Raw genomic sequence first — 23,908 nt, 5'->3', positions numbered from 1 at the left:
CGATGCCGATCACCGTACGCCCGTACGGGCCGTGCTGCCAGGTCAGCGCCGTCGGGATCGGCGGGGCCGGGCGCGTTCAGCGGGCGGCCGGCAGCCGGTGCAGCGCGTCGACCAGCGGGGCCAGCTCGGGGGTGCGCCCGCCCTCGGCCAGCGCGTCGGCGAGCACCCGGTCGTGGGTGGGTCGGGCCCGGGCCAGCAGCTCCGAGCCGGCCGGGGTCAGCTCGGTGTAGATGCCGCGCCGGTCGTCCGCGCAGAGGATCCGGGTGAGCAGCCCGCGCTCCTCCAGGCGGGTGACCAGGCGGGTGGTGGCGCTGCCGGAGAGCGCGGCGGCGCGGGCCAGCTGCCGCATGCGCATGTGCCAGCCGTCCTGCCGGGAGAGCGCGTCGAGCACCGTGTATTCCACGACGGAGAGGTCGTGCTCGGTCTGGAGGGCGCGCTCCAGGGCGGTCTCGATCAGGCCGTGCAGCGCAGCGAGCGTGCGCCACCCCTGGGCGCGGATCTCGACCGCGTCGTCGCCGATGCCCATCCGGCCCTCCTCCGCTGTGACCTGGACGGCCGCCAGCCTAGCACGCTTGCGCCGGTAGCAGGCGCGTGCAACTATTTCGTTGCAGGCGCGGGTAGTTGCACGCGCATTCTGTCTTCTCACGCATGGAATGGACTGTCATGGCACCACGTACCTCCGCGCTCCCGGGCGGCCTGCTGGCCCTGGCGATCGGGGCGTTCGGCATCGGACTGACCGAGTTCGTGATCATGGGGCTGCTCCCCCAGGTCGCCGCCGACTTCGCGGTCAGCGAGTCGGTCGCCGGCTGGTTGATCTCCGGGTACGCGCTCAGCGTCGCGGTCGGCGGGGTGGCGCTCACCGCGGCGGTCACCCGGCTGCGCCGCAAGCCGGTGCTGCTCGGGCTGATGGTGCTCTTCATCGCCGGCAACCTGCTCTCCGCGCTTTCCGGCGACTACGCCACCATGCTCGCCGGCCGGATCGTCGCGGCGCTGCGCCACGGCGCGTTCTTCGGCATCGGCGCGGTGGTGGCCGCCGGCCTGGTCCCGCCGGCCCGCCGGGCGGGCGCGATCGCCATGATGTTCGCCGGCCTGACCGTCGCCAACGTCCTCGGCGTCCCGTTCGGCACGTTCCTCGGCCAGCACTTCGGCTGGCGGTCGACGTTCTGGGCGATCACCGGCATCGGCGTGCTGGCGTTGGCCGGGCTGGCGCTGCTGGTGCCCGGCCGGGGGCCGGCCACCGACGCCGCCACCGGCGGCGGGCTCCGGGGCGAGCTGCGGGCCTTCACCCGGGCGCAGGTCTGGTTCTCGCTGGTGGTCACCGTGCTCGGCTTCGGCGGCATGTTCGGCGCGTTCACCTACATCGCCTACACGCTGACCGAGGTCAGCGGCTTCGCCACCGGCACCGTGCCGTGGCTGCTGGTGCTCTTCGGCGTCGGTCTGTTCGCCGGCAACCTGGCCGGAGGGCGCGCCGCCGACCGCTCGCTGTCGACCACCCTGGTCACCGTGCTCGCGGTGCTCACGCTGGTGCTGGTCGGCTTCGCGCTCACCGCCGCGAGCCCGGCCCTCACGGTCGTCGCGCTGGTGCTGATGGGCGCGTTCGGCTTCGCCACCGTGCCGCCGCTGCAGATGCGCATCATGCGGTACGCCCACGAGGCGCCCACGCTCGCCTCCGGCGCCAACATCGCCGCGTTCAACCTGGGCAACGCGCTCGGCGCCTGGATCGGCGGCCTCACCATCGGCGCCGGGCTGGGGTTCACCGCCCCGATCTGGGCCGGCGCCGCGCTCACCCTGCTCGGCCTCGCGGTGCTCCTGGTCGCCGAGCGCGCCGCCCGCCACACCCGGCACGACCCCACGCCCGCCCCCCGCGACCTGGCCGGCGCCACCCGCTGACCCCACCCCACCCCGCCCCACCCGGCCCCGTCCGGGTCGGCCCGCCGATCTTGGACTTGTGGCGCCTCCGATGTCCGCCCGTGCGACGTTTGCGAGGTGCCACAACTCCATGATCGACGACAGCAGAGGGCCCGGGCGCCGCCGACGATCGCCGAGGGTCCCGCGCCGCCGGCGCGGCGGGACCGGACGCGGGCGATTATGCTCGGGAACGAAGCCGGCGGTGGGGCCCGCCGTCCCGGGACGCGCCGGGAGAACCGCGGACACGCCAACGGTCCCTGCCAGTGATGCCCGTCCTGGTGGGAGGCACCGTGTCACGACCGCCCGAGTCCCGCGTCGATCCGGATGTCGATCTCCGCGTACCCGCGGACCGGGGTGAACTGACCGCGCACCCGGCGGCGGTGCTCGCCGTGATCGCCGCCGGCGGCGTGCTCGGCGCGCTGGCCCGCGCCGGCGTGCAGGCCGCCGTCCCGCACCCGCCCACCGGGTTACCGTGGGCCACCCTCGGCGTCAACGTCACCGGCTGCCTGCTGATCGGCGTGCTGATGGCGGTGCTCACCGCCCGCCCGGCCGGCCCGCTGGCCCGCCCGTTCCTCGGCGTCGGGGTGCTCGGCGGGTTCACCACCTTCTCCGCGTACGCGGTGGACGCGCAGCGGCTGGTCACCGCCGGCGCGGCCGGGACGGCGCTGGCCTACCTGGCCCTGACCGTGCTCGGCGCGCTGGTCGCGGTGGCGGTCGGGGACGCGGTGACCGCCCGGATGCTCGCCGCCCGGGACGGGGCGGCCCGGTGACCGTCCTGCTGATCGCGCTCGGGGCCGCGCTCGGGGCGCCGCTGCGCTACCTCACCGACCGGGCCGTGCAGTCCCGGCACGACTCGGCCTTCCCGTGGGGCACCCTGACCGTCAACGTGGTCGGGTCGCTGCTGCTCGGCGCGGTGCTCGCCGTGCCCGCCGACCCCGGCGTGACGGCGCTGGTCGGCACCGGCTTCTGCGGCGCGCTGACCACCTGGTCGACGCTGAGCTACGAGACCCTGCGGCTGGCCCGCTCCGGTGCGCGCCGGCACGCGTACGCGAACGTGCTGGCCAGCGTGGTCGCCGGGCTCGGCGCGGCGTTCCTCGGCTACGCGGTGGTCGCGGCGTTCTGACCCGCCGGGGTCAGCGGGCGTGGCGTTCCGGGTGGGCCCGGTTCCACGCCCGCATCCGCTCCGGGTAGCCGGTGCGGGCCGCCTCGTAGAGCGGCACCGCGTACCGCTGCGCGATCTTGCCGGCGGCCCGGGGTGAGCCGGTGCGGCGGCGGATCCACTCGCCGTCGTGGGCGATGGCGACCACCGTGGTGTCCGTGGCGGTGGTCTCCGGTTCCAGATAGAACTCGACCCCGCTGCGGCTGGTGACGAACGCCTCCAGCTGGGCCAGGTCCTCCCGGTTCGCCTCGCGGTCGAGCTTCGTCGGGGTCGTCGGGTCGGCGGCCCGTCGGCTGAACCAGCCCATGCCCGCCTCCTCTCCTCGGCGTCCGTCCCAGTGCAGCACGCCGGCCTGGCAGCCGCCTGGGAGCGGGGTGGGAGTCGGCTGAGCCGTCAGCGGGCCGGCTGGCGGAGCACCGGGACCAGCGCGAGCGTGGGCAGCAGGAGCAGCGGCACCAGGCCGAGCGCCGGCAGCACCCCGAAGTGGTCGCCGAGGAAGCCGAGCAACGGCGGGCCGGCGAGGAACGCTGTGTAACCGATCACCGCGACCACGCTGACCCGGGCCGGCGCCTTGTCCTCGTCGTCGGCGGCGGCGCTCATCCCGACCGGGAAGCCGAGCGACGCGCCGATCCCCCACAGCGCCACGCCGACCACGGCCAGCGGGCCCGAGCCGGCCAGCACGGCCAGGGTGGCGCCGGCGGCGGCCAGCCCGATGGTGCCGAAGAGCACCGGCACCCGCCCCCACCGGTCGATGGCGACCGTGCCGACGGTGCGGCCCAGCGTCATGCCCACCACGAACACGCCGAACACGGCGGCGCCGACCGCCTCGCTGACCCCGTACCCGTCCACGAACGCCACCGCCAGCCAGTCGTTGGCGCTGCCCTCGGTGAACGCCATGACCAGCACCAGCAGGCCGACCAGCAGGGTGCGCGGCTCCCGCCAGGCGGCCAGCAACGCCCGCCGGCGGGCCGCCGGCTCGCCCGCGCCGGCCGCCTCGGCCGGCGCGGACAGGAACGCCCGGGCGCCGAGCAGGGTGCCGGCGAGGATCAGCACCGCGAGCACCGGCAGGTGCACCTCGATGGGTACGCCGAGGCGGGCGGCGCCGGCGCCCAGCCCGGCCCCGGCCACCGAGCCGAGGCTCCAGGCGGCGTGGAACCGGGGCATGATGGTGCGGCCGATCCGCTTCTCCACCGCCGCGCCCTCGACGTTCATGGCCACGTCGCACAGGCCCGAGCCGAAGCCGAACGCGGCCAGCCCGAGCCCCACGCCGGGCGCCCAGCCGGCCAGCCCGGTGGCCAGCCCGGCCACGGTCATGCCGAGCGCGACCAGCAGCGTCGCCACCGCCACCGTGCGGGCCGGGCCCAGCCGCTGGGTGACCAGACCGGCGGTCGGCATGGCCAGCAGCGCGCCCACCGACATGCAGAGCAGCAGCAGGCCGAGCCGGCCAGGGCTGAGCCCGAGCGCCTCCCGGACCGCTGGTACCCGGGAGAACCAGCTCGCCACCGCCAGCCCGTTGAGCGCGAACACGACGGCGACGCCGGTGCGGGCGGCCAGAACCGGCCGGGGCACCGGTGGCCGCTGCCCGGCCGGTGCGTCGAGGGTGCTGCTCACGGTGCGGTCGTCCCTTCCCCGAAGTGGTCCCGACGACCATCGCACACCTGAGAGCGCTACCACCACAAGCGCTCCCACCCCTTACCCCGGTCGACCCCGACGGGGCATGATGCGGGCATGGGCACGCCGACCGCACGACCCGCCACGCTCGACGACGTGGCGCGCGCCGCCGGGGTGTCGCGGGCCACCGCCTCCCGGGTGCTCGGTGGCTACGGCTTCGCCTCGGCGGACGCGCGGGCGCGGGTGGGCGCCGCCGCCGACCGGCTCGGCTACGTGCCGGACGTCACGGCAAGGGCGCTGGTGCGCGGCGCCGGGGTACGACTGGTGGTGGCCGTGATCGGCCGCGCCGGGACGGTGCTGGACGACCCGTACGTGCACCGGGTGGTGAGCGCCGCGTCGCGGGTGTGCGCGCCGCACGGCGTCGGGGTGGCGCTGGAGTGGCTGCCGCTGGGCGACCCGTCGGGGCTGGTCCGGCTCGGCGCCGACCGCGGCGTCTGCGGCGTGATCCTGGTCAACACCACCCCGACGGCGCTGGCGGCGGTGCCGGCCCGGCTACGCGGCCGGGTCGTCTCGATCGGCACCGGCTCGGCGACGGTGCCCTCGTTCGACGTGGACAACGCGGCCGGGGCCGAGGCGGTGCTGCGCCACCTCCACGCCACCGGCCGCCGCCGCATCGCCATGGTCACCGGTCCGCGCTGGCTGGTCTGCGCGGAGCGTTCGGTGACCGCGTACCGGGGGTTGATGCGCGCGGCGGGGCTTCCGGAGCGCGTGGTGACCGGCGACTTCACCACGGCCCGGGGCGGCCGGGCGGCGCTGGAGGCGCTGCGCCGGTGGCCGGAGCTGGACGCGGTCTACGCGGCCAGCGACGCCACCGCGTTCGGGGTGATCGCGGCGCTGCGCGGGCGGGGCCTGCGGGTGCCGCACGACGTCGCGGTCGCCGGCTTCGACGACCTGCCGTACGCCGCGGTGAGCAGCCCGCCGCTGACCACCGCGACCCACCCGGTCGACCGGATCGCCGCCGCCGCGGCCACGGCCGTGCTGACCCGGGCGCCGGTCGCGCCGACGACCGCCTTCGCGTCCACGCTGGTGACCCGGGAGAGCGCCTGACCGGCGCTCAGCGCTCCGGCCCGCCGACCGCCGTGTCGACCCGGCTGAGCACCGTGGCGTCGTCGTCCACGCCCACACCGCGCAGCAGGTCGATGGCGGTGGCCCGGACCTGGCCGATGATCATCGCGAGCGGCAGCGTCGGGCCGGCGGTGAACAGCCGCCCGGCCGACCGGACCGCCTCCAACGCCGCGACGTCGACCCGGGCGGCGTGGCTGTCGGCGATCTGCTCCTGCCCGTCGAGGTCGGCGGCGAGTGCGTCGCCGGCCGAGCGGACGGCGTCGCCGAGCGTGCGTACCGCGGCGCCGAGGTCGGCCGGGACGGGCGCCGGGCTGCGGGTGAGCGTGACCGCCGCGCGGGCCAGCACGCGCACGTTGCGGACCGCGTAGTCGATCTGCCGGATCGAGCCCTCCACCGAGCGCAGCCGGCCGAGGTGCCGGCGGCGGCGTACGTTGAGCCGCAGCGCCTCGCCGGCGGCCTGGACCGCGCCCCGCAGCCGCTCCACTCCGGCGTCGGCGTGCCGGGCCCGCTCCAGCGCGGCCAGGGCCGCCTCGTCGTCGGTGTCGTCGAGCGCGGCGGCGACGTCGTCGAGCACGCCGGCCAGCTCGGCGAAGGTGTGCCGGAACTCGGCGACCAGCGGGGCGAGCGGCCGGCGGGCGTCGACGAGCTGGCTGGCGACCACCGCCACCGCGCCGCCGATGAGCGCGTCGACGAACCGGAACGGGACCAGCGACTCGGTCGGCGGTGAGACCACCACCAGGTAGAGCGCGGAGACCGCTGCCTGCACCACGGTGACCGAGCTGGCCCCGACCGCCACCGCCAGCGCGACGGTGAGCAGGATGACGGTGAGCACGGTCCAGGTGGTCCGCGGCCCGAGCGCCTGCACCACCAGGTCGGCGACGAGCACGCCGGCGGCGACGCCGAGCACCACCTCCACCGCCCGGCGCATCCGCTGGCCGCGGGCCTGCCCGAGCACGATGAGGGCGGCGGCGGGGGCGAAGAACGGCTGCGGGTGCCCGACGATCCGGGTGGCGAGGACCCAGGCGACGGTGGCCGCCAGCGTCGCCTCGACCACCGGCACCCAACCCCGCCGCAGCCTTCCGGCCGCCTCCCGGACCGCCGTCGCGGTCCGGCCACCGGTTCCCGCTGCCATCGCCCACCTCCCGTGCCGTCGGCACCTATCCTCCGGTCTCGCGCTCCGACCGGGTCGGGCGGGCGGTGCCTGTGCCCGGCGCGGCGGACCTCGCCGGCGCTGGCCGCGTACGACCGGCAGCGGCGACCGCGCACCCAGGCCGTCGCCCGCGCGGCCCTGCGCACCGCGCGGTTCGGCCAGCAGCTGCGCAACCCGGTGGCGCTCGCCCTGCGCGACACGGCGATCCGGTTGACCCCGTCCCGGACGGCGCTGCGCGGCATGGCCCGGTACGCCGACTGGCAGCCGCCGGGCTGACCACCGGCGCACCGGGCCCCGCCGCTCAGCGGGCGACCAGCAGCAGCAGTCCCCGGCCGCGCAGCAGGTAGGTCGTGCCCTGGCCGCCCACCGCCACCTCGGCGCCCGGACGAGCCACCTGGTCCGGCCCCTCCGCCCAGGTGGAGGTGTCGGTGACCCGGTACCACTGCCGGCCGGGGCCGGGCGCGGGCAGCGTGAAGCTCACGTCGCCGGACCAGCCGTTGTAGCCGACGTAGACCGCCGGCGCCGGGTCGCCGAACTCGGTGCCGTCGATCCGCCAGCCGAGCGCGTGGTTGTTTGGGTCGTCCCAGTACGCGGCGTCCGGCGCGGCCCCGGCCGGGGTGAACCAGCTCAGCTGCGCCATCCCGTTGCCGTTGCCGTCACCGGCGGAGTAGAAGGTCGCCGGGCGCAGCGCCGGGTGCGCGGCCCGGAACGCGGCCAGCCGCGAGGTGAAGGTGCGGAACGTGGTCTGGTTGCCGTCCGGGCTCCAGTTCAGCCAGTTCGCCGGCGAGTCCAGGTTGTACGGGTTGTTGTTGCAGCGCACCCCGCGCAGCACCTCGTCGCCGCCGGTCAGCATCGGGGTGCCGGCGGAGAGCAGCAGCAGCGCCTGCCCGGTGCGGGCGGCCCGACGCTGGTCGGCCGGGACGCCGCCCTGGTCCCACGAGCGGTTGTCGTCGCTGCCGCCGTCCGACGGGCCGTACGGCCAGGGCTGGGTGTTGTTCTTGGCATTACAGGCGTACAGGTCGCGCAGCGTGAACCCGTCGTGGGCGACCAGGAAGTTCACCGAGTTGCCCGGCCGGCGGCCGTCGTCGCCGTAGAGGTCGGCGGAGCCGGCGATCCGGGTGGCGAGCCGGCCCGGGGTGACCGGGTCGTAGCCCATCCGGTTCTGGTCGCTGCGCACGGTGTCCCGGTACTGGCCGTTCCACTCCGACCAGCCGGCCGGGAGGTTGCCGACCTGGTAGGTGCCGTCGCCGATCGCCCACGGCTCGCCGATCCAGTCGACCCCGGCGCCCCCGGTGGCCGGCCGGGGCGGCATCTCCCGCACGATGCGGTTGAGCGCGGTGCCCGGGTCGGTGCGGCTGTACCGGTAGCAGCCGTGCTGGCAGGTGTTGCCCAGGACGGTGGCGAGGTCGTGCCGGAACCCGTCGACGCCGAGCGTGTCCTTCCAGTAGGCCAACGAGTCGACGATCAGGTCCTGGGCGACCGGGTGGTAGGTGTTGTAGTTGCCGCCGACGCCGGTGTTGTCGTACGGCGCCTGCCGGTCGGCGGTCAGCGAGTAGTAGGTCGGGTTGTCCAGGCCACGCCAGGACCACAGGTCGTAGACGGTCGCGCCGCCGGCGGTGCGCGCCCCGCCCTCGCCGGTGTGGTTGTAGACCACGTCGAGCAGCACCTTGATGCCGGCGTCGTGGAACGCCCTGACCATCGCCTGGAACTCCCGGGTCGGCCCGCCCGGCGACCGGTCGGCGGCGTAGCGCCGGTCCGGGGCGAACCAGTTCAGGGTCATGTAACCCCAGTAGTTGTCCCCGGCGGTGCCGGTCGGGTCGACGTCGTTGGTGTCGTTCTGCGTCTCCTGCACCGGCAGGAACTCCACCGCGGTCACGCCGAGCGAGGCGAGGTAGCCGGCCTTCGTCGCGGCGCCGCGGTAGGTGCCCTGCCAGGCCGCGGGCACGCTCGGGTCGTCGCGGGTGAGGCCGCGCACGTGCACCTCGTAGATCACGTCGTCCTTGAGCGGGCGGGTGGGCTTGACGCCGGTGGCGCCGGTCGGGGCGGCGGCGAGCACGGCGCCCTTCGGCGCGTACGGGCCACTGTCCACGGTCCGGTACGCCGGTCCGGAGGCGTACACCGAGTCGTCGGTCGCGCCCGGGCGCAGCGGGTCGTGGCTCAGTTCCCGCGCGTACGGGTCGACCAGCAGCTTGTTGGGGTTGAACCGGTTGCCGGCGGCGTCGACGTCGGCCACGAAACCGGCGGCCGAGCCCTTCGTCCAGGCGCTGCTGTAGGGCCAGTTCGGCCCCCAGGCGCGGTAGCCGTACCAGACGGTGCCGGTGATGCCGTGGGTGGTGCGCAGCGTGGCGACGTCGACGGTGACGGCGTAGACGCCGGAGGCGTCCCGGGTCAGCACGTGGCTGACCTTCTCGGCCGCGCCGGCGGGGGTGGCGTACAGGTAGACGGCGATGCGGGTGGCGGCGGTCGAGTGGACCCGGAACGTGATGGTCGAGCCGGTGGCGTCGTAGCGGGCGCCGAGCGCGCGGGCTTCGACGGCGGCGCCGGCGGGTGGGGCGGCGGCGGTGAGGCCCACGGCGGCCAGCACCGTGGCGAGGAGGAGGGCGAGGACCGGACGGGGTCTGGACATGGCGGTCTCCGACGGGACGCGGGGGTGGATGGTGCGTACGGACGCCGGCCGACTTCCGGTTGCTGCAAGACCTTGCAAGTTTTGCCGGAAAGATAACAGTCGATTTCAATCCGGTAAAGGGCCCGGCAACCGGGGCCGGACGACCCTGGCCGGCGCCACCCGGCCGGGTCCGTAATGGAGGGGACGGAGGGAGATCCCGATGGGTACGGGGCCGTGGCACCGACAGCTGAGGTGGATGTACCGGGGTGGCCGGCCGAACCGGCTCGCCCGGGCGATGAACGCCCTGACCGCGGCGCAGTACGCCGCCGGCCTGGGTCCGCGGAACTGGGTCACCCTGGAGGTGCCGGGCCGGCGCACCGGCCGGACCGTCGCCGTGCCGCTCGTGGTCGCCGACCACGAGGGCGAGCGCTACCTGGTGTCCATGCTGGGCGAACGGGTCAACTGGGTGGCCAACGTCCGCGCCGCCGGCGGACGCGCGGTGCTGCGACGGGGCCGCCGGGAACCGGTGCGGCTGGTCGAGGTGCCGGTGGCGCAGCGGCCGCCGATCCTGCGCCGCCACCTGGCGCTGGCCCCCGGCGCGCGTCCGCACGTCCCGGTGGACCGCGACGCCCCGCTCGCCGACTTCACCCGGGTCGCCGCCGACCTCCCGGTCTTTCGGATCATCGCGGCGGAATGATATTCGCGAACAACCTTCCAGAATATCGATCGCCGGGGAATCCGGGGTCGTCCGAATGGGAGAGCCGGCCGGTAAGATCGGCGACAAAGCGCTGGCTGATCGCTGACTGCCGGCCGTGACGCGACCGCCCACACTGGGCGCATGAATACGAGACTCCGCCGCAGCCGGGCATTCCGCCTCGCGGTGTGTCTCGCCCTCGTGGCGACACTGAGCGGCTGCATGCAGCTCAACCTCGGGCTGACCGTGAACACCGACGACACGGTCTCCGGCCAGCTCCTGCTGACCGCCCAGAAGTCCGTGCTCAAGCAGCGGAACCCGGACGTCGCGGCGGCCTTCGCCGAACTGCGGCAGAACATTCCCACGCTTCCCGCCGGCACCGAGAGCCGGTACGAGGACGCCACCTACTACGGCATTCAGATCGCGTACCGGAAAACACCGCTGTCGCAATTCACCAGCGAAAGTGTGAATCTTGTCCGCGACGGCGATCTCTACCGCTTCTCGCTGCCGCTGGATCCGAAGAAATACGGCGGAAAGGTGGCCGAGCAGGATCCGCGCAACCAGCAGGCGTTCATGACGCTGATGTCGTTCGAGATATCCGTGACGTTCCCCGGCCGGGTGCTCGACACGAACGGCGCGATCAACGGGCGTTCGGTGAGCTGGAAGGTCGTCGCCAACCAGCCCAAGCCGGCCGAGCTGCGCGCCGTCGCCGAGGCGCCACCCGCGCCCACCACCAGCGCGGCCGTCGCCGCGGTCACCGGCGGCTCCTTTCCCTGGCTGCTGGTCATCGGCGGCGTGGTGGTGCTGCTGCTCCTGGTCGCGGTGGCGGTCGTCGTCCTGCTGCGACGTCGCTCCCGCGGCGGCGCCGCCCCCGCACCGGTCGCCGCCACGCCCGCACCCGCGGCCCCGGCAGCGCCGACGCCTCCCACCGGCCCACCCGCCTGAGTCCCGCCGCAGCGGCCCTCCCACCACCGGCGAGGCCTCGCCGGTCCCCCACCGCCGACCCGGGCGCGACCGTGGCGACGCCACGGACCGCCGCACCATCCCACCCCGACCGCACCACCGCACGATCGAAAAGGGGGATCGCCGTGAACGATCTCTTCACCTGGGCCGCCCTGGGCAGTCTCACCGGCGCCAGCGCCGCCACCCTGCTCGCCACCAACGTCATCGGCGGCCTGATCGGACCGAGCGGCGACAAGGCGCGCAAGTGGATCGCGTTGGGCTTCGCGCTCCTGCTGTCCTACCTGACCGCCGCGTTCGCCGCCGACGCCGGACCGGAGAAGTGGATCATCGCCTTCTTCAACGGCCTGGTCATCTTCTCCGCCGCGCTCGGCATCAACCAGCTGCCCCCGGGCAACCGGCAGGCGACACAGGCGTCGCCGACCCAGCTCGCCCAGGGGCACGAGCCCCGCTTCGTCCGCTCCTGGGTCTGAGAGAGGTGACCCCCATGGTCTTCGGCATCATCAGCGCCGCCGTCCAGATCGTCTTCGGCGCCGTGCTCGGGCAGGCCGCCGCCGGCACCGTCGGCCTGCTGGTCGGCGCGGTCGTCGGGCTGCTCGTCGGCGCGCCCTTCGGCTGGGCGGTCGCCTCCGCCGGCACGTACGGCGCCGACCCGAAGGGGATCTTCCTCTTCGTGGTCGACCACACCTGGAGCCTGCTCAACACGTTCGCCGGCGCGCTCTACCTGGCCCTGCACCTGGTCTTCGGCCACCAGCTCGACCGGGTCGTCTCGGCCGCCAGCGGCCGGGTCAACGTGGTCGAGGGCGTCTCCCCCCGGTACGCCACCACGATCGGCACGGTCTGCGCCGGGTCCAGCCCGGGCATCCAGCGGCACGAGGACGTGCACGTGTTCCAGGCCCGGCTGCTCGGCCCGCTCTACCTGCCGCTGGTCGCGCTCAACTACGCGCTGTTCACCATCGCCCCGGTGTGGCTGCTCTGGCACGACCACACCAACGCGCCGATCAACCGCTTCACCCGCTACTTCGAGATCGGCGTCTACCCGCACGTCTGGAACGAGGCCATCGCGTACCGGATCCAGGGGACGCCGCCGCGATGACCGGTGCGATCGAGGCGGCCGTCGCGGACGTCGCGGCCTGGCTGACCGGGACGGCGGGCGCGCCCGTCCCGGTCGGCCCGCCGCGCGACGACCCGGACGGCGGCCTCACGGTCTGGCCGCTGGAGCTGCGGCCGGCCCGGCAGACCGCGACCGGCGGCGCGGCCCGCGAGCCGTACCGGTTCGTGGTCCGGCTGCTGGTCAGCGGCGGCGGGCCGGCGGCGCTGCCGGCGCTGGACCGGGTGCTCGCCGCAGCCACCGCGGCCGGGCGGCCGGAGCTGGTGCTGGCCGCCGGCGACCCGGCGCTGTGGCGGGCGCTCGGTGTGGCGCCCCGGCCGGCGCTGCTGCTCGACGTACCGGCCCGGATCGACCGGCCGGCGCCCACCGCGCCGCCGGTGCGGCAGCCGCTGCGGCTGCGGCAGCTCGACATGCGCACCGTGGCCGGCCGGGTGGTCGGGCCGCAGGACCAGCCGCTGGCCGCCCTGCGGGTGGAGCTGGTCGGCACCGCCCAGGCCACCGAGACCGACGCCGCCGGCCGGTTCCGGCTGGTCGGCGTGCCGCTCGACCCCGACGCCCCGGACGCTCCGGTGCGGATCCGGCTGATCGGCCGGGGGCGCGTCCACACCGCCGAACTCGACCCGAACGGCGACGACCTGGTCGTCGTCAGCGCCCCCGACTGACGTCCCGAGGAGGACCGATGCCCACCTACTTCTCCCCCGGCATCTACGTCGAGGAGGTGCCCGGCGGGGCCCGCCCGATCGGCCCGGTCGGCATGAGCACCGCCGCGTTCGTCGGGGTGGCGCCCAACCGTGGCGCCCACGTCGGCCGGGCGCTGGCGGTGAACAGCTGGACCGAGTTCCTGCGCCTGTACGCCGACGGCGAGCACCTGGAGAGCACCCCGCTGGCCCGGGCCGTGTTCGGCTTCCTGGACAACGGCGGCACCCGCTGCTGGGTGGTCAACGTCGGCGAGGGCGGCCAGCTCACCGGCACCGGCGGGCGGCGCGGCGGCCTGCAACTGCTGGAGGCGATCGACGAGATCTCCATCCTGGCCGCCCCCGGCTACCACGACCCGGTCTCGCACGAGGCCCTGATCAGCATGGCCGAGCGGCTGCGCACCATGGTGGCGATCTGCGACCCGCCGCCCGAGGTGGCCGACGTCTCCCGACTCACCCGGGTCGCCACCCCCGGCAAGCCCGCCAAGCCGGCCGAGCCGTCTGCCGGCAAGCCCGCCGAGGACCCGCCGAAGGACGGCGACGACGAGCCGCCCGGCACCGGCGGCGACCGGCCCCGGCAGTCGGACTTCGCCACGTTCTACTTCCCCTGGATCCGGGTCCGCGACCCGCTCAGCGGCGACCTCGTCCTCACCCCGCCCAGCGGGCACGTGGCCGGCATCTGGGCCCGCACCGACGCGCTGCGCGGCGTGCACAAGGCCCCGGCGAACGAGCCGGTACGCGGCGCGGTCGACCTGGCGTACCGGGTCACCCGGCCGGAGCACGACGTGCTCAACCCCAAGGGCGTCAACGTGATCCGGTTCTTCGCCGGCGAGGGCATCCGGCTCTGGGGCGCGCGCACGCTCGCCGCCGAGGCCAGCGAGTGGCGCTACCTGAACGTGCGGCGGCTCTCCATCTCCATCGAGCAGGCGATCGCCAACGGCACCCGGTGGATGGTGTTCGAGCCGAACGACTTCACGCTGTGGCGCTCGATCCGGCGCGACATCGGCGCGTTCCTCACCCGGGTGTGGCGCGACGGCGCGCTGCTCGGCCGCACCCCCGAGGAGGCGTTCTTCGTCAAGTGCGACGAGGAGACCAACCCGGCCGACGTCCGCGACGCCGGGATGGTGGTGGCGCACATCGGCATCGCGGTGGTCAAGCCCGCGGAGTTCGTGGTGTTCAAGCTGAGCCAGTGGGCCGGCGGCACCGAGACCGAGACGATCGGAGGCTGACATGCCCACCACGGCAACGCCGCAGCCGGGCGCACCCGTCGACCCGTACCGCGCGTACCACTTCAAGCTGCTCATCAACGGCATCACCAACGGGCACTTCACCGAGGTCAGCGGCTTCGAGGTGGCGATACCGGCGCTGTCGTACCGGGAGGCCGGCAACGAGCGCATCCGGGCCGTGCCGGGTCAGGTCGAGTACGCCCCGGTGACCCTCCACTTCGGCCTGACCAGTTCACGCGAGCTGTGGGACTGGGTGAACGCGGCGGCGAAGGGAACGGTCAACCGGCGCAACGTCTCGGTGGTGCTGCTCGACCCGGCGGGCACCGCCGAGGTGCTGCGCTGGAACATGATCAACGCCTGGCCGACCCGGTGGCGGGGCGCGCACCTCAACACCCTGTCGCAGGAGATCGCCATCGAGGCGCTCACCCTGGCGTACGAGGGGCTGGAGCTGGAGGCCGGCGGTGCCGCCGCCCCGACGACCGCGTGACCGGCTGGCCCGCGCGCTGCGGGCCGCCGCCGACCGCCTGTCCGGGCCGGGCTCACCGTCGTCACCGGAGGACGTGCCGCCCCCGCCCGGCCAGCCGCCCGAGCACTGGCGGCGTCTGGTGGCGGCGCACGCGCCCGGCCTGCTGCGCGACCTTCCCCCGCCCCGGGTCGAGCACGCACCTCTCGCCGATCCGACCGGCGCCTCCTCCCGTGCCGGTCGGCCGGTGAGCGGAGACGCGGACCGGTCTGCCCGCGGCAACGCGGACCGGTTTCCGGCGCGACGGGCTCGGGCGAGTCGGCTGCGGCGGAGCTGGAAGGCACTGTGGCGCGGCCTGCCCCGATCCCGGCAGCGCTCCCTCGCTCCCGATCCGTCGAGATCTTGGTACGAAAAGGCCCCTGGAGGGGCCGTTTCCTACCAAGATCTCCCACAGCTCCCGGACGGCGAGACAGGGGTCTCGGGTGGTGGGAGGTCCGCGTCGTCGGGGGTGTGTGCCGACTGCGGCGGGACGGGTCGGCGCGAGGGCCGGGCACGGGAGGACATCGGTGGACGGGGTGCCGCACCGGCGGGCCCCATCGGTGGGCCGGAGACGGGGGTCGACGGCGGGCCGGCGCAACGGGGCACGGCACCACCCGACACGGGATCGCCGCGGCCGGGATCGGCGTCCACCTGGGCGGTGGTGGGGAACGAACCGGCCGGGACGGGATGTTCGGCGGGGGGTACCGGGCTCCGCGGTGGCGGTGACGAGCGGCCGGGCGATCCCGCGGCGCCTTCCATCGCGCCGGTGTACCGGTCGGTGCCCGGGTCAGGCGGCCCGAAGAGAACGCCGCGCATCGCCGGCACGGCGCACACAGCCGGCGGCGCGGGCGCGACCGGCGGGACCCGTGCAGCCGGTGCGACCGGTGCGACCGGCGCAACCGGACCGGATGGCTACGCGGGCTCGGCGGCCACGACCGGCACGGTCGGTTCGGCACGCATGGTCGACGCAGCCGGCGTTGTCGTGTCGCGCGGCGGTAGGCCGTTGCGCGGACCGGAGCGGACATCGTCACCCGCCCGACGGTCCGACCGCGAGGACCTCGCGCCGGCCAACCAGGGCCGCGGACCGCACCCGGGTGACGTCGCCGGTGCAGACCTCCCGCCCAGCCGGGGGGACGGACACCCGTTCGTGACCGCTGCCGCGCTACCGGCGCTGCGGCCGGCACCGGCCACCCGCGACGGCCGGCGTGTTCTCGCCGAGTCCGCCGGCCATCACCCAGGGCAGGTCACGGGCTCGCCGTACCCGGACGCACACGACGCGGCACCCGGCGGCGAGTTCCCGGCGCGACCGGGGCAGCGACCCGCCCGCCCCGCGTCCGCCGGCCCCTGGCCCGCCCTGCCGACCGACGCAGAGCCGATCCGCACCACTGCCCCGGCGCCGACCGGCGCGGGCCGGGCGACCGAGGGCGGCGCGGCGCACGCGGATCCGTGGCCGGCGCTGCCGGGCGAGCCGGTGCGGTGGACCCCGGTGACGCGGGCCGTGCCGTGGGGCGACACGGCCCGGCTGGACCGGGAACAGGCGGGTGGCTGATGGAGCGCGTCGCCTTCCTCGTGGACGAGTCCGGAACCCGGGTCGACTGCCTGCTCAACCCGGAGACCGTGCAGGTGACCCGGCTGGCCGGGGTACGCCCGCGCGGCGGCCCCGACGGGCCGCTCGTCGGCGCCGGCCGGGCCGACGATCCACTGGTCTTCACCGGCGGCGGTCGGACCGAGCTGGTGCTGGACCTGCTCTTCGACATCGACTTCGTGGAGTCACCGACCCGCCCGGCCGACGTGCGCGCGCTGACCCGTCCGCTGTGGATGCTGGCGGAGAACTCGACCGTCGAGCACGGCTGGCCGCGCCCGCCGCTGGTCCGGCTGGTCTGGGGCAAGACCTGGAACGTGCCCGGCGTGATCACGGCGATCGCGGAGCGCTTCGACGCGTTCACCCTCACCGGCACACCGCGGCGCTCCTGGCTGCGCCTGCGCCTGGTGCGGGTGGCGGAGACCGCCGACGCGGCCCGCGCCGGCTTCGAGGAGGAACTGGCTGCGGCGAGCACGCCGACCGTGGCGCCCGGGTCGGCGGTGGTCGCCGCCGCCGACGGCGCGGCCGAGCCGGGCTGGTCCGGGGTGCGCTTCGACCTGCTGGCCCACGACGCGCTGGGCTCGCCGCTGCGCTGGCGGCTGCTCGCCGAGCACAACCGGATCACCGACCCGCTCGCGGTGCCGGCCGGCACCGCGCTGGCGGTGCCGGCGACCGGCGTCGCCGGCCCACCACCCGACGCCACCACCACCGGAGGCGCCCCGTGACCACACCACCACCCGCCCCGACACGGGCCGGCGCCACCCTCGGCCCGGTCACCCTGCGCGCCGCGGACGAGAGGCACGCCGACCGGCGACCGCAGCCCCGCACGCCGAGAGCGGGCCGGCCGTGATCCGGGCCGCGGCGGTGACCGTCGACGGTCGGCCGCTGGCCGACCCGGTCCGGCTGCGCGGCATCCGGGTGGCCGCCCGGCTGGACCAGCCGACCCAGTGTGAGCTGGCCCTGGCCACCGCCCCCGGCGCGGGCGCCCTGGACCCGCCGGTACGCCCCGGCGCCGCCGTCGACGTCCGCCTGGACGGGCAACCGGAGACCCTGTTCGCCGGCGAGGTGACCGCCGTGGAGGTGGAGTACGCCGGCGACGGCGCCGCGCTGCTCCGGATCCGGGCGTACGACCCGCTGCATCGGCTGCGCAAGCGCCAGGAGCTGCGGGTGTTCGAGTCGGTGACCGCCGCCGAGCTGGCCGGGGAGCTGTGCGCCGGGCTGGGGCTGAGTGTGGCCGCCGAGGACGACGGGCCGCGCCTGGACCGGCTGCTCCAGCACCGGCACACCGACCTCGAGCTGCTGCGCGAGGTGGCCGGTCGGGCCGGGCTGCGGCTGGCCGTGGACGGCGACCGGTTGCGGCTGTTCACCCTCGACGGCTACGGGGACCCGGTCGCGCTGACGCTCGGCGAGAGCGTGCACGCGCTGCGGGTCACCGAGAACCTGGACCGCGCGGGCCGCGAGTGCGCCGCGCTGGGCTGGCACCCGCAACGCGCCGAGCCGCTGGCGCAGCGGGCCGGCGAGGCCCGCAGCGGACGGCGCATCCCGCTGCGCCCGGATCCGGGCGACGTGGGCGCGGACGGGGTACGCACGGCGGTGGACCAGCCCGGGCGCAGCGACGACGAGCTGGCCGCGCTGGCCCAGGCCGGGCTGGACGCCCGGGTCGCCGCGCTGGTCACCGCCGAGGGCACGGCCGAGGGTGATCCCGCGCTGCGGCCGGGTCGACGGATCGCGCTGGCCGGCGTGCCCGAGCCGGTCGCCGGCGTGTACGTGCTGACCGAGGTGGTGCACACCGTGGACGCGGACGGACACCTGACCCGGTTCTCCACCGTCCCGCCCGACCCGTCCTCGGCCGCCGCGCCGCCCCCGGCCACGGTCACCCTCGGCACGGTCACCGACGTGGACGACCCGGACGGGCTGGGCCGGGCCCGGGTGACGCTGCCCGCGTACGGGGACCTGGACGCCGGCTGGCTCGCCGTGCTCTGCCCGGGCGCGGGCCGGGGCAAGGGGATCGTCGCGCTGCCCGACCCGGAGGACACCGTGCTGGTGGCCCTGCCCGGGGGCGAGCCGGCCTCGGGCGTGGTGCTCGGCTCGCTGTTCGGCGCGATCGAGCCGTACGACACGGGGATCGTCTCCGGGCGGTCCCGCCGCTGGTCGATGCGGACCGGTACCGGCCAGTCGATCGTGATCGACGACGACGGGCGCACGCTGCGGCTGGCCACCGACGCCGGCAGCTTCGTCGAGCTGCGCCCCGAGCTGACCACGGTGCACGCCGCCGGGGACCTGGTGCTCTCCGCGCCCGGACGGGCCATGGTGGTGCGCGCCCGCACCGTGGACTTCCTGCACGCCCCGACGGCGGAGGACGCCGAGACCGCCGCCGCCCAGGCCCGTACGCTCGCCCGCGCCCACGGAGGTGGCTGATGCGCTGGATCCACCGCGACTCGCTGATCACCTGCGGACACGACGGGCGGGTGGCGAACCGCCCGTCGCAGCACTGGGTCACCGTGCGGGGTGTCCCGGTGCTGGTGCGACCCGACCCGGAGGAGCGCGACATCACCGCCTGCCCGAACTACGGCCCGACGATCAAACCGTGCCTGCACACCAAGACCGTCACCAAGGGATACAGCACCTGGCTGCGGGTGGACCGCCAGCCGGTGGTGCTGTCGCACCTGGACGGCCTCACCGACGGCACCCCGCCGGGCACCGTGCACCACCAGGTCCGCGACCCGCGGCAGGCGTTCCTGGGGGCGGACGCATGAGGGCCTTCCGCTTCGTCGGCGCCGGCTTCGACGCGGGTCGCGCCGGCGGCCTGGCGCTGACCGCCGCCGGCGGCCTCGCCATGACCGAGGGCGACGAGACGGTACGCCAGGCGCTGTACCTGCTGCTGTCCACCACACCCGGCGAGCGGCTGATGCGTCCCGGCTACGGCTCCCGGCTGCACCGCCTGGTCTTCGCGCCGAACGACGACACCACCGCCGGGCTGGCCATCCACTACGTGCGGCAGGCGATCCGGCGGTGGGAGCCCCGGGTGGAGGTGCTCGACGTGGACGCCGGACCGGACCCGGACGACCCGTGGCGCCTGGTGATCCGGCTGGACTACCGGGTGCGGGCCAGCCTCTCCCCCGGCCAGCTCGTGTTCTCCGTGGACCTGCTCCCCGCCGACGAGCAACCCGGCGACACCCCTGACGAGGAGGGCACGCCATGACGCTGCCGGTGCCGCACCTGGACGACCGCGCCTTCCTCGACCTGGTCACCGAGGCCCGGGAACGGATCCGCCGGTCCTGCCCGGACTGGACCGACCTGTCCGCGCACGACCCGGGCGTGGCGCTGCTGGAGGCGTTCGCCTACCTGACCGAGGTGATGATCTACCGGCTGAACCAGTTGCCGGAGAAGGCGTACGTGGCGTTCCTGAACCTGCTCGGCGTGAGCCGGCACCCACCGGCGGCGGCCTGGGCGGACGTGCGCTTCACCCGCACCGGCGCGGACCGCGGCGCGGTCCGGGTGCCGGCCGGCACCCGGGTCGCCGCCGCCCGGGGCGCGGACCCCCGGCCGGTCGTCTTCGTGACCACCGAACCGGCGGTGCTGCCCGCCGGCGAGACCACGGTGACGGTACGGGTGCACCACTGCGAACCGGTCGAGGCGGAGCTGCTGGGCACCGGCACCGGCCAGCCCGGTCAGGTGTTGCGGGCCGCCCGCGCCCCGCTGACCCGCACCACGGAGACGCTGGACCTGCTGCTCGGCGTGGAGGTGCCGACCGGTTCGGTGGAACTGGGCGCCGCCGCCCGGGAGCACGAGGGGCGCACGTACGAGATCTGGCGGCCGGTGGACAGCTTCGCCGGTCTCGGCCCGCAGGCGAAGGTCTACCTGGTCGACCGGGCGGCCGGGGTGCTCACCTTCGCCCCGGCACTGGACCTGCGCCCGGACGGGGGCGCCCCGGCCGTCGAGGGGGCGGCCGGGGTGACCACGGTGGCGGCGGTGCCGCCGGCCGGACGGCAGGTGCGGCTCTGGTACCGGTGCGGCGGCGGGCCGGCCGGCAACGTCGCGGCGGGCGTGCTCACCAGCCTGCGCGACCCGCTGCCCGGGGTGAGGGTGGACAACCCGGAGCCGGCCACCGGCGGCCGGGAGCTGGAGTCGCTGGAGTCGGTGCTGGCGCGGGGGCCGTACGAGTTCTTCGCCCAGCAGCGCGCGGTCACTGCCCGGGACTTCGAGATCCTGGCCGCCGGGTCGGGCGCGGTGGCGCGGGCCCGGGCGTTCACCCGCGCCGCCGTCTACAGCTTCGCCCGCCCCGGCGAGGTCGAGGTGGTGCTGGTGCCGTACGTGCCGGATCAGGCCCGGCCCGGTGGCCGGCTGCCGGTCGCGGTGCTGCGCGAGCACGAGGTGGAGGAGGCCCGCCGCCGGGTCGAGGCCGACCTGGAGCGGCGGCGCGCCCTGGGTACGGCGGTGCGCGCGAGTTGGGCGCGCTACAAGGCGGTCTCCATCCGGGCCCGGGTGGTGGTGCGCCGCGAGGAGGACGTCGACGCGGTCCGCCGCCGCATCCACGACCGGCTGCACCAGACGCTGAGCCCGCTGCCCACGCCGCTGAACCCGACCGGGTGGGCGTTCGGCGAGCCGCTGCGCGCCTCGAACGTCTACCGGATGCTGGAGCACGCCGAGCCGGGCGTGCGCTACGTCGAGTCGGTGCGGTTCGTGGTCGACGAGGCGCCGGACGCGCGGGTGCGCACCGTCGCGGTGGACCAGTACCAGCCCGACACCTGGTACGCCGGCGGCGGCCCGGTGCTGTTCCGCTCGACCAACGCCGGCGCGGGCTGGGAACCGGCCGGCCGGTTCGACGACGACGAGACAGTGGTCCGGGTGGTCCCCGCCCCCGCGCCGGCCCGCCCCGGCGTGGTGCCCCGGGCCGGCTCGGTGGCGGTGGTGACCGCCCGCGACGCCGGCGGTTCCCGGGTACGGCTGAGCACCGACCTCGGCGAGACGTGGACGCTGCTCACCGACCTCGACTCGGGCGTACGCGACCTGGCCTGGATCGACCGGGACGGCACCGGCGCGCTGCTGCTGGCCACCGACGCCGGCCTCTACGAGGTGCCGCTGCTGCCCGGCGCGGTGCCGTTGCAGATCCTGGTCGACCCGGCCGACGCGGACCGGGGCTTCTACGCGGTCCGGTCCTTCGTCTCCGAGCGCGGCGCGCCCGGGGTGGCGGTGGCCGCGCAGGCCGGCTTCGGCGTCTACCTGTCCACCGCGGCCGGCCGGCCCGGCACGTTCGCCCACGTCGGCCTGGCCAACGTGGACAACCGGGTCCTCGCCGTGCAGTACGACGGCCCGGCCACGCTGCTGTGGTGCGGCGCGGGCGAACCGGACCCGAAGAAACCCGGCCAGGGCTGCCACCGCACCCGGCTGTTCGAGTCGGACGTCAAGTGGCAGTCGATGGCCGCCGGCTGGATCGGCGGCACCTGCCGGGACCTGGCGTTCAGCGGCCCGCTGGCGCTGGCGGCCACGCAGAGCGGCGGCGTGGTGCGGCTGGACACCCTGGCCGGGCAGCCGCAGTGGCAGTCGGTGATGGTCAACTGCGGTCTGCCGCTGCGCGACCGGACCCGCTTCGTGCCGGTGGACGCCATCGCCGCGACCGCGCCGTCCGGTCCGTCGGGCGCCGGGCGACTGGTCCTGGCCGGCGGTGAGCGCGGCGTGTTCCGCAGCGGCGACGCCGAGGACTGGGCGGCCAGCGCCAACCAGGCCACCGCCGACGTGGTCACCGTTCCCGGCACCTGGCTGCTCTGCTCCGGCGAGCACGACATCGAGGTGGTGCGGCAGGATGCGTCGAACGGCGATTGAGCGGCTGCTGCCGGCCGCCTACCAGCGGGCCGCCGGCCCGGGCAGCGTGCTGGGCGCGCTGCTGGACGTGATGGAGGCGTTGCACGCCCCGGACGAGGCGGTGCTCGCCGACGTCGACGCGCTGTTCGGGCCGTACCGGACGCCGGACGGGTTCGTGGCGTACCTGACCCGGTGGGTGGCGATGGACCATGTGGTCGCCGCGCCGCGCGTCGACGCGCCGCTGCCGCTGCCGGTGGGCCGGCTGCGGGACCTGGTCGCGCACGGCGCGCTGCTGGCCCGGTGGCGGGGCACCCCGTACGGGATGCGCACCGCCCTGGAACTGGCCACCGGGGTGACCGGGTTCGTGCTGGACGAGCCGGCCGACCGGCCGTTCCACCTGGTGGTGCGGGTGCCGCCGGCCGCCGTGGACCGCATCGCGCTGGTCACCCGGATCGTCGAGGCGGAGAAGCCGGCCGCGGTCACCGTCGAGGTGCTCGCCGCCACCGCCGCGCCGCCCGGCGACCCGGAGCCGCCCACGGACCCGCCCCCGACCGACCCCGCGCCGTCCGACCCCGCGCCGTCCGACCCCGCGCCGTCCGACCCCGCGCCGTCCGACCCCGCACCGTCCGACCCCGCACCGTCCGACCACGCACCGTCCGACCCCTCGCCGTCCGACCCCGCGCCGCCGGACCCCGACCCGCCCGGTCCGGGGCCGGCCGACCCGGTGCCGACCGGTCCGGAGGCCGACGAGACCGCCCCGGACGGCGCGACCGGGGTGGCGTCGGTGCGCGCGGTCGGCCGGGCGCACGTGCCCCCACCCCCGCCCCACCAGCCGCCCGAGGAGCCGTCATGACCACCGAATGGACCGTCGTCGCCGCCGCCGAACAGTTCACCCTGGACGCCCGCAACGCCGGGGAGCTGACCTTCACCGTGTCGAACCCGGGCACCGCGCCGGACACCGTGGTGTTCGACGTCGCGCCCGGCGAGGGCAGCCAGCGCGCCTGGTTCACGGTGGCCGAGCCGCAGCGGGTGGTGCCCGGGCAGGGCTCGGTGTCGTTCCTGGTGCGGCTCGCCGTGCCGCCCGGCACGCCGCCGCGGCGCTACGACATGACCGGGTTCGCGTACTCGGCGAACACCGCCCCGGAGGAGAGTTCCCGTTCCAGCGGCCGGGTGACGTACGACGTGCGCGCGGTCGTACCGCCGAAGCGTTCCCCGTGGCCGTGGCTGGCGGCCGCGGCGGTGCTGCTGCTGGTGGTGACCGGCGTGGTGGTGTGGTTGGTGACCCGCGGCCCGGACACCGAGCCGCCGCCGCAGGCGGCGGTGACGGTGGAGGCGGAGACGCTCGTGGCCGGCGCCGCCGTGCAGTCGACCACCGCCGCGAAGGCGGAGGTGGTGGCGCAGGAGAACTGCTGCGACGTGGTCTGGTCCGGCGACGCGCAGTTGTTCTTCCTGGGCCGGGCGGTGGGCGACCGGGTGACCGTGCAGGTGGACCTGCCGACGGACGGCACCTGGCGGTTCTCCACCGTGCGAACCACCTCGTTCGACTACGCGAACACGATTTGGCTGGTCGACGGCCGGCAGGTCGGCGACACGTTCTTCGGGTTCACCCCGACGGTGGTCCGCACCGACGAGGTGGACGTGGGCACGGTGGAGCTGACCCGGGGGACGCACAAGCTGACGCTGGTGGCGGTGAGCAAGACCCAGGGAACCGACCGCTACTTCGCCGGGGTGGACCAGATCCGCTTCACCCCCGCCGGGCAGCCGTGAGCGCGAGGAGT

25 protein-coding genes are annotated in these 23,908 nt (G+C 75.7%); 20 read left to right on the top strand and 5 right to left on the bottom strand.

Annotation, left to right across the window (positions count from 1 at the left end; all coding sequences use genetic code 11):
• Nucleotides 1-76 precede the first annotated feature (76 nt).
• On the bottom strand, nt 77-526 hold the full coding sequence (locus tag GA0070622_RS16480; protein ID WP_091574117.1) for a MarR family winged helix-turn-helix transcriptional regulator: 450 nt from the start codon (nt 524-526) through the stop codon (nt 77-79).
• Between the two features lie 137 nt (nt 527-663).
• On the opposite strand from GA0070622_RS16480, the gene GA0070622_RS16475 reads away from it, so the two are divergent.
• From GA0070622_RS16475 to crcB, 3 genes are all read left to right on the top strand, one after another.
• Nucleotides 664-1,890: an MFS transporter gene (locus tag GA0070622_RS16475; protein ID WP_091574116.1), complete on the top strand. Its 1,227-nt coding sequence runs from the start codon at nt 664-666 to the stop codon at nt 1,888-1,890.
• 284 nt (nt 1,891-2,174) lie between these two features.
• Complete coding sequence (locus GA0070622_RS16470) at nt 2,175-2,678, top strand: FluC/FEX family fluoride channel (RefSeq protein WP_091574115.1); 504 nt, start codon at nt 2,175-2,177, stop codon at nt 2,676-2,678.
• A complete protein-coding gene (gene crcB / locus GA0070622_RS16465; RefSeq protein ID WP_091574114.1) occupies nt 2,675-3,031 on the top strand; it encodes a fluoride efflux transporter CrcB in 357 nt (118 codons plus the stop codon). Before GA0070622_RS16470 ends, crcB begins: the two co-directional genes overlap by 4 nt.
• Nucleotides 3,032-3,041: 10 nt before the next feature.
• Here the strand turns inward: crcB and GA0070622_RS16460 are convergent, their stop codons facing one another.
• A complete protein-coding gene (locus tag GA0070622_RS16460) occupies nt 3,042-3,374 on the bottom strand; it encodes a hypothetical protein (protein WP_091574113.1) in 333 nt (110 codons plus the stop codon).
• Nucleotides 3,375-3,460: 86 nt separating this feature from the next.
• On the bottom strand, nt 3,461-4,678 hold the full coding sequence (locus GA0070622_RS16455; RefSeq protein WP_091574112.1) for an MFS transporter: 1,218 nt from the start codon (nt 4,676-4,678) through the stop codon (nt 3,461-3,463).
• Nucleotides 4,679-4,795: 117 nt separating this feature from the next.
• Here GA0070622_RS16455 and GA0070622_RS16450 point away from each other — a divergent pair, with 117 nt between their 5' ends.
• Nucleotides 4,796-5,785 (top strand): LacI family DNA-binding transcriptional regulator, encoded by a 990-nt coding sequence (locus GA0070622_RS16450; RefSeq protein WP_091574111.1) that lies wholly within the window; start codon nt 4,796-4,798, stop codon nt 5,783-5,785.
• 7 nt (nt 5,786-5,792) lie between these two features.
• Here GA0070622_RS16450 and GA0070622_RS16445 read toward each other — a convergent pair whose 3' ends face one another.
• On the bottom strand, nt 5,793-6,935 hold the full coding sequence (locus GA0070622_RS16445; protein WP_091574110.1) for an FUSC family protein: 1,143 nt from the start codon (nt 6,933-6,935) through the stop codon (nt 5,793-5,795).
• A gap of 12 nt (nt 6,936-6,947) precedes the next feature.
• On the opposite strand from GA0070622_RS16445, the gene GA0070622_RS16440 reads away from it, so the two are divergent.
• Nucleotides 6,948-7,229, top strand: coding sequence for a hypothetical protein (locus GA0070622_RS16440; RefSeq protein WP_176558775.1), 282 nt, complete (start codon nt 6,948-6,950; stop codon nt 7,227-7,229).
• A 25-nt stretch (nt 7,230-7,254) separates the two neighbouring features.
• Here GA0070622_RS16440 and GA0070622_RS16435 read toward each other — a convergent pair whose 3' ends face one another.
• Entirely contained in the window at nt 7,255-9,579 is a 2,325-nt protein-coding gene (locus GA0070622_RS16435) for a glycogen debranching protein (RefSeq protein ID WP_091574109.1), read from the bottom strand.
• Between the two features lie 199 nt (nt 9,580-9,778).
• Here GA0070622_RS16435 and GA0070622_RS16430 point away from each other — a divergent pair, with 199 nt between their 5' ends.
• From GA0070622_RS16430 to GA0070622_RS16360, 15 genes are all read left to right on the top strand, one after another.
• Entirely contained in the window at nt 9,779-10,255 is a 477-nt protein-coding gene (locus tag GA0070622_RS16430; RefSeq protein ID WP_091574108.1) for a nitroreductase/quinone reductase family protein, read from the top strand.
• Nucleotides 10,256-10,396: 141 nt separating this feature from the next.
• Complete coding sequence (locus GA0070622_RS16425; protein ID WP_245666354.1) at nt 10,397-11,197, top strand: LppM family (lipo)protein; 801 nt, start codon at nt 10,397-10,399, stop codon at nt 11,195-11,197.
• Nucleotides 11,198-11,340: 143 nt separating this feature from the next.
• On the top strand, nt 11,341-11,685 hold the full coding sequence (locus GA0070622_RS16420) for a hypothetical protein (RefSeq protein ID WP_091574106.1): 345 nt from the start codon (nt 11,341-11,343) through the stop codon (nt 11,683-11,685).
• Between the two features lie 14 nt (nt 11,686-11,699).
• On the top strand, nt 11,700-12,308 hold the full coding sequence (locus GA0070622_RS16415; RefSeq protein WP_091574105.1) for a glycine zipper family protein: 609 nt from the start codon (nt 11,700-11,702) through the stop codon (nt 12,306-12,308).
• A complete protein-coding gene (locus GA0070622_RS16410) occupies nt 12,305-12,985 on the top strand; it encodes a carboxypeptidase-like regulatory domain-containing protein (RefSeq protein WP_091574104.1) in 681 nt (226 codons plus the stop codon). The genes GA0070622_RS16415 and GA0070622_RS16410 overlap by 4 nt, the downstream gene beginning before the upstream one ends.
• Nucleotides 12,986-13,002: 17 nt before the next feature.
• A complete protein-coding gene (locus tag GA0070622_RS16405; RefSeq protein WP_091574103.1) occupies nt 13,003-14,247 on the top strand; it encodes a phage tail sheath family protein in 1,245 nt (414 codons plus the stop codon).
• A gap of 1 nt (nt 14,248) precedes the next feature.
• Nucleotides 14,249-14,731, top strand: coding sequence for a phage tail protein (locus tag GA0070622_RS16400; protein WP_091574102.1), 483 nt, complete (start codon nt 14,249-14,251; stop codon nt 14,729-14,731).
• A gap of 1,162 nt (nt 14,732-15,893) precedes the next feature.
• Complete coding sequence (locus GA0070622_RS33135; RefSeq protein WP_245666352.1) at nt 15,894-16,295, top strand: hypothetical protein; 402 nt, start codon at nt 15,894-15,896, stop codon at nt 16,293-16,295.
• Complete coding sequence (locus tag GA0070622_RS16390; RefSeq protein ID WP_091574100.1) at nt 16,295-17,053, top strand: CIS tube protein; 759 nt, start codon at nt 16,295-16,297, stop codon at nt 17,051-17,053. Before GA0070622_RS33135 ends, GA0070622_RS16390 begins: the two co-directional genes overlap by 1 nt.
• 121 nt (nt 17,054-17,174) lie before the next feature.
• Nucleotides 17,175-18,746 (top strand): phage baseplate assembly protein V, encoded by a 1,572-nt coding sequence (locus GA0070622_RS16385; RefSeq protein WP_091574099.1) that lies wholly within the window; start codon nt 17,175-17,177, stop codon nt 18,744-18,746.
• Nucleotides 18,746-19,084 (top strand): hypothetical protein, encoded by a 339-nt coding sequence (locus GA0070622_RS16380; protein ID WP_091574098.1) that lies wholly within the window; start codon nt 18,746-18,748, stop codon nt 19,082-19,084. The genes GA0070622_RS16385 and GA0070622_RS16380 overlap by 1 nt, the downstream gene beginning before the upstream one ends.
• Nucleotides 19,081-19,530 carry a GPW/gp25 family protein gene (locus GA0070622_RS16375; protein ID WP_091574097.1) on the top strand — a complete coding sequence of 150 codons (450 nt, stop codon included), beginning with the start codon at nt 19,081-19,083 and terminating at the stop codon, nt 19,528-19,530. Before GA0070622_RS16380 ends, GA0070622_RS16375 begins: the two co-directional genes overlap by 4 nt.
• Nucleotides 19,527-22,151, top strand: a complete 2,625-nt coding sequence (locus GA0070622_RS16370) for a putative baseplate assembly protein (RefSeq protein ID WP_091574096.1) — start codon at nt 19,527-19,529, stop codon at nt 22,149-22,151. Before GA0070622_RS16375 ends, GA0070622_RS16370 begins: the two co-directional genes overlap by 4 nt.
• The gene (locus tag GA0070622_RS16365; protein ID WP_091574095.1) at nt 22,132-22,983 is read left to right on the top strand and encodes a phage tail protein; all 852 of its coding nucleotides are present in this window, start codon (nt 22,132-22,134) and stop codon (nt 22,981-22,983) included. Before GA0070622_RS16370 ends, GA0070622_RS16365 begins: the two co-directional genes overlap by 20 nt.
• Nucleotides 22,980-23,897, top strand: coding sequence for a carbohydrate-binding protein (locus GA0070622_RS16360; protein ID WP_091574094.1), 918 nt, complete (start codon nt 22,980-22,982; stop codon nt 23,895-23,897). The genes GA0070622_RS16365 and GA0070622_RS16360 overlap by 4 nt, the downstream gene beginning before the upstream one ends.
• The last annotated feature ends 11 nt before the right edge of the window (nt 23,898-23,908 follow it).

This window comes from Micromonospora sediminicola (assembly GCF_900089585.1).
GTDB classification, from domain to species: domain Bacteria; phylum Actinomycetota; class Actinomycetes; order Mycobacteriales; family Micromonosporaceae; genus Micromonospora; species Micromonospora sediminicola.
This window is presented reverse-complemented; position numbering and strand designations above follow the sequence as displayed.

Excerpts from the sequence above, each read along its gene's own strand:
- GA0070622_RS16470 (WP_091574115.1), top strand. The coding sequence starts at position 2,175 with ATGCCCGTCCTGGTGGGAGGCACCGTGTCACGACCGCCCGAGTCCCGC.
- GA0070622_RS16430 (WP_091574108.1), top strand. The coding sequence starts at position 9,779 with ATGGGTACGGGGCCGTGGCACCGACAGCTGAGGTGGATGTACCGGGGT.
- GA0070622_RS16365 (WP_091574095.1), top strand. The coding sequence starts at position 22,132 with ATGCGTCGAACGGCGATTGAGCGGCTGCTGCCGGCCGCCTACCAGCGG.
- GA0070622_RS16475 (WP_091574116.1), top strand. The coding sequence starts at position 664 with ATGGCACCACGTACCTCCGCGCTCCCGGGCGGCCTGCTGGCCCTGGCG.
- GA0070622_RS16400 (WP_091574102.1), top strand. The coding sequence starts at position 14,249 with ATGCCCACCACGGCAACGCCGCAGCCGGGCGCACCCGTCGACCCGTAC.
- GA0070622_RS16370 (WP_091574096.1), top strand. The coding sequence starts at position 19,527 with ATGACGCTGCCGGTGCCGCACCTGGACGACCGCGCCTTCCTCGACCTG.
- GA0070622_RS16480 (WP_091574117.1), bottom strand. The coding sequence starts at position 526 with ATGGGCATCGGCGACGACGCGGTCGAGATCCGCGCCCAGGGGTGGCGC.
- GA0070622_RS16380 (WP_091574098.1), top strand. The coding sequence starts at position 18,746 with ATGCGCTGGATCCACCGCGACTCGCTGATCACCTGCGGACACGACGGG.
- GA0070622_RS16405 (WP_091574103.1), top strand. The coding sequence starts at position 13,003 with ATGCCCACCTACTTCTCCCCCGGCATCTACGTCGAGGAGGTGCCCGGC.
- GA0070622_RS16460 (WP_091574113.1), bottom strand. The coding sequence starts at position 3,374 with ATGGGCTGGTTCAGCCGACGGGCCGCCGACCCGACGACCCCGACGAAG.
- GA0070622_RS16410 (WP_091574104.1), top strand. The coding sequence starts at position 12,305 with ATGACCGGTGCGATCGAGGCGGCCGTCGCGGACGTCGCGGCCTGGCTG.
- GA0070622_RS16390 (WP_091574100.1), top strand. The coding sequence starts at position 16,295 with ATGGAGCGCGTCGCCTTCCTCGTGGACGAGTCCGGAACCCGGGTCGAC.
- GA0070622_RS16450 (WP_091574111.1), top strand. The coding sequence starts at position 4,796 with ATGGGCACGCCGACCGCACGACCCGCCACGCTCGACGACGTGGCGCGC.
- GA0070622_RS16425 (WP_245666354.1), top strand. The coding sequence starts at position 10,397 with ATGAATACGAGACTCCGCCGCAGCCGGGCATTCCGCCTCGCGGTGTGT.
- GA0070622_RS16445 (WP_091574110.1), bottom strand. The coding sequence starts at position 6,935 with ATGGCAGCGGGAACCGGTGGCCGGACCGCGACGGCGGTCCGGGAGGCG.
- GA0070622_RS16415 (WP_091574105.1), top strand. The coding sequence starts at position 11,700 with ATGGTCTTCGGCATCATCAGCGCCGCCGTCCAGATCGTCTTCGGCGCC.
- GA0070622_RS16375 (WP_091574097.1), top strand. The coding sequence starts at position 19,081 with ATGAGGGCCTTCCGCTTCGTCGGCGCCGGCTTCGACGCGGGTCGCGCC.
- GA0070622_RS16435 (WP_091574109.1), bottom strand. The coding sequence starts at position 9,579 with ATGTCCAGACCCCGTCCGGTCCTCGCCCTCCTCCTCGCCACGGTGCTG.
- GA0070622_RS16360 (WP_091574094.1), top strand. The coding sequence starts at position 22,980 with ATGACCACCGAATGGACCGTCGTCGCCGCCGCCGAACAGTTCACCCTG.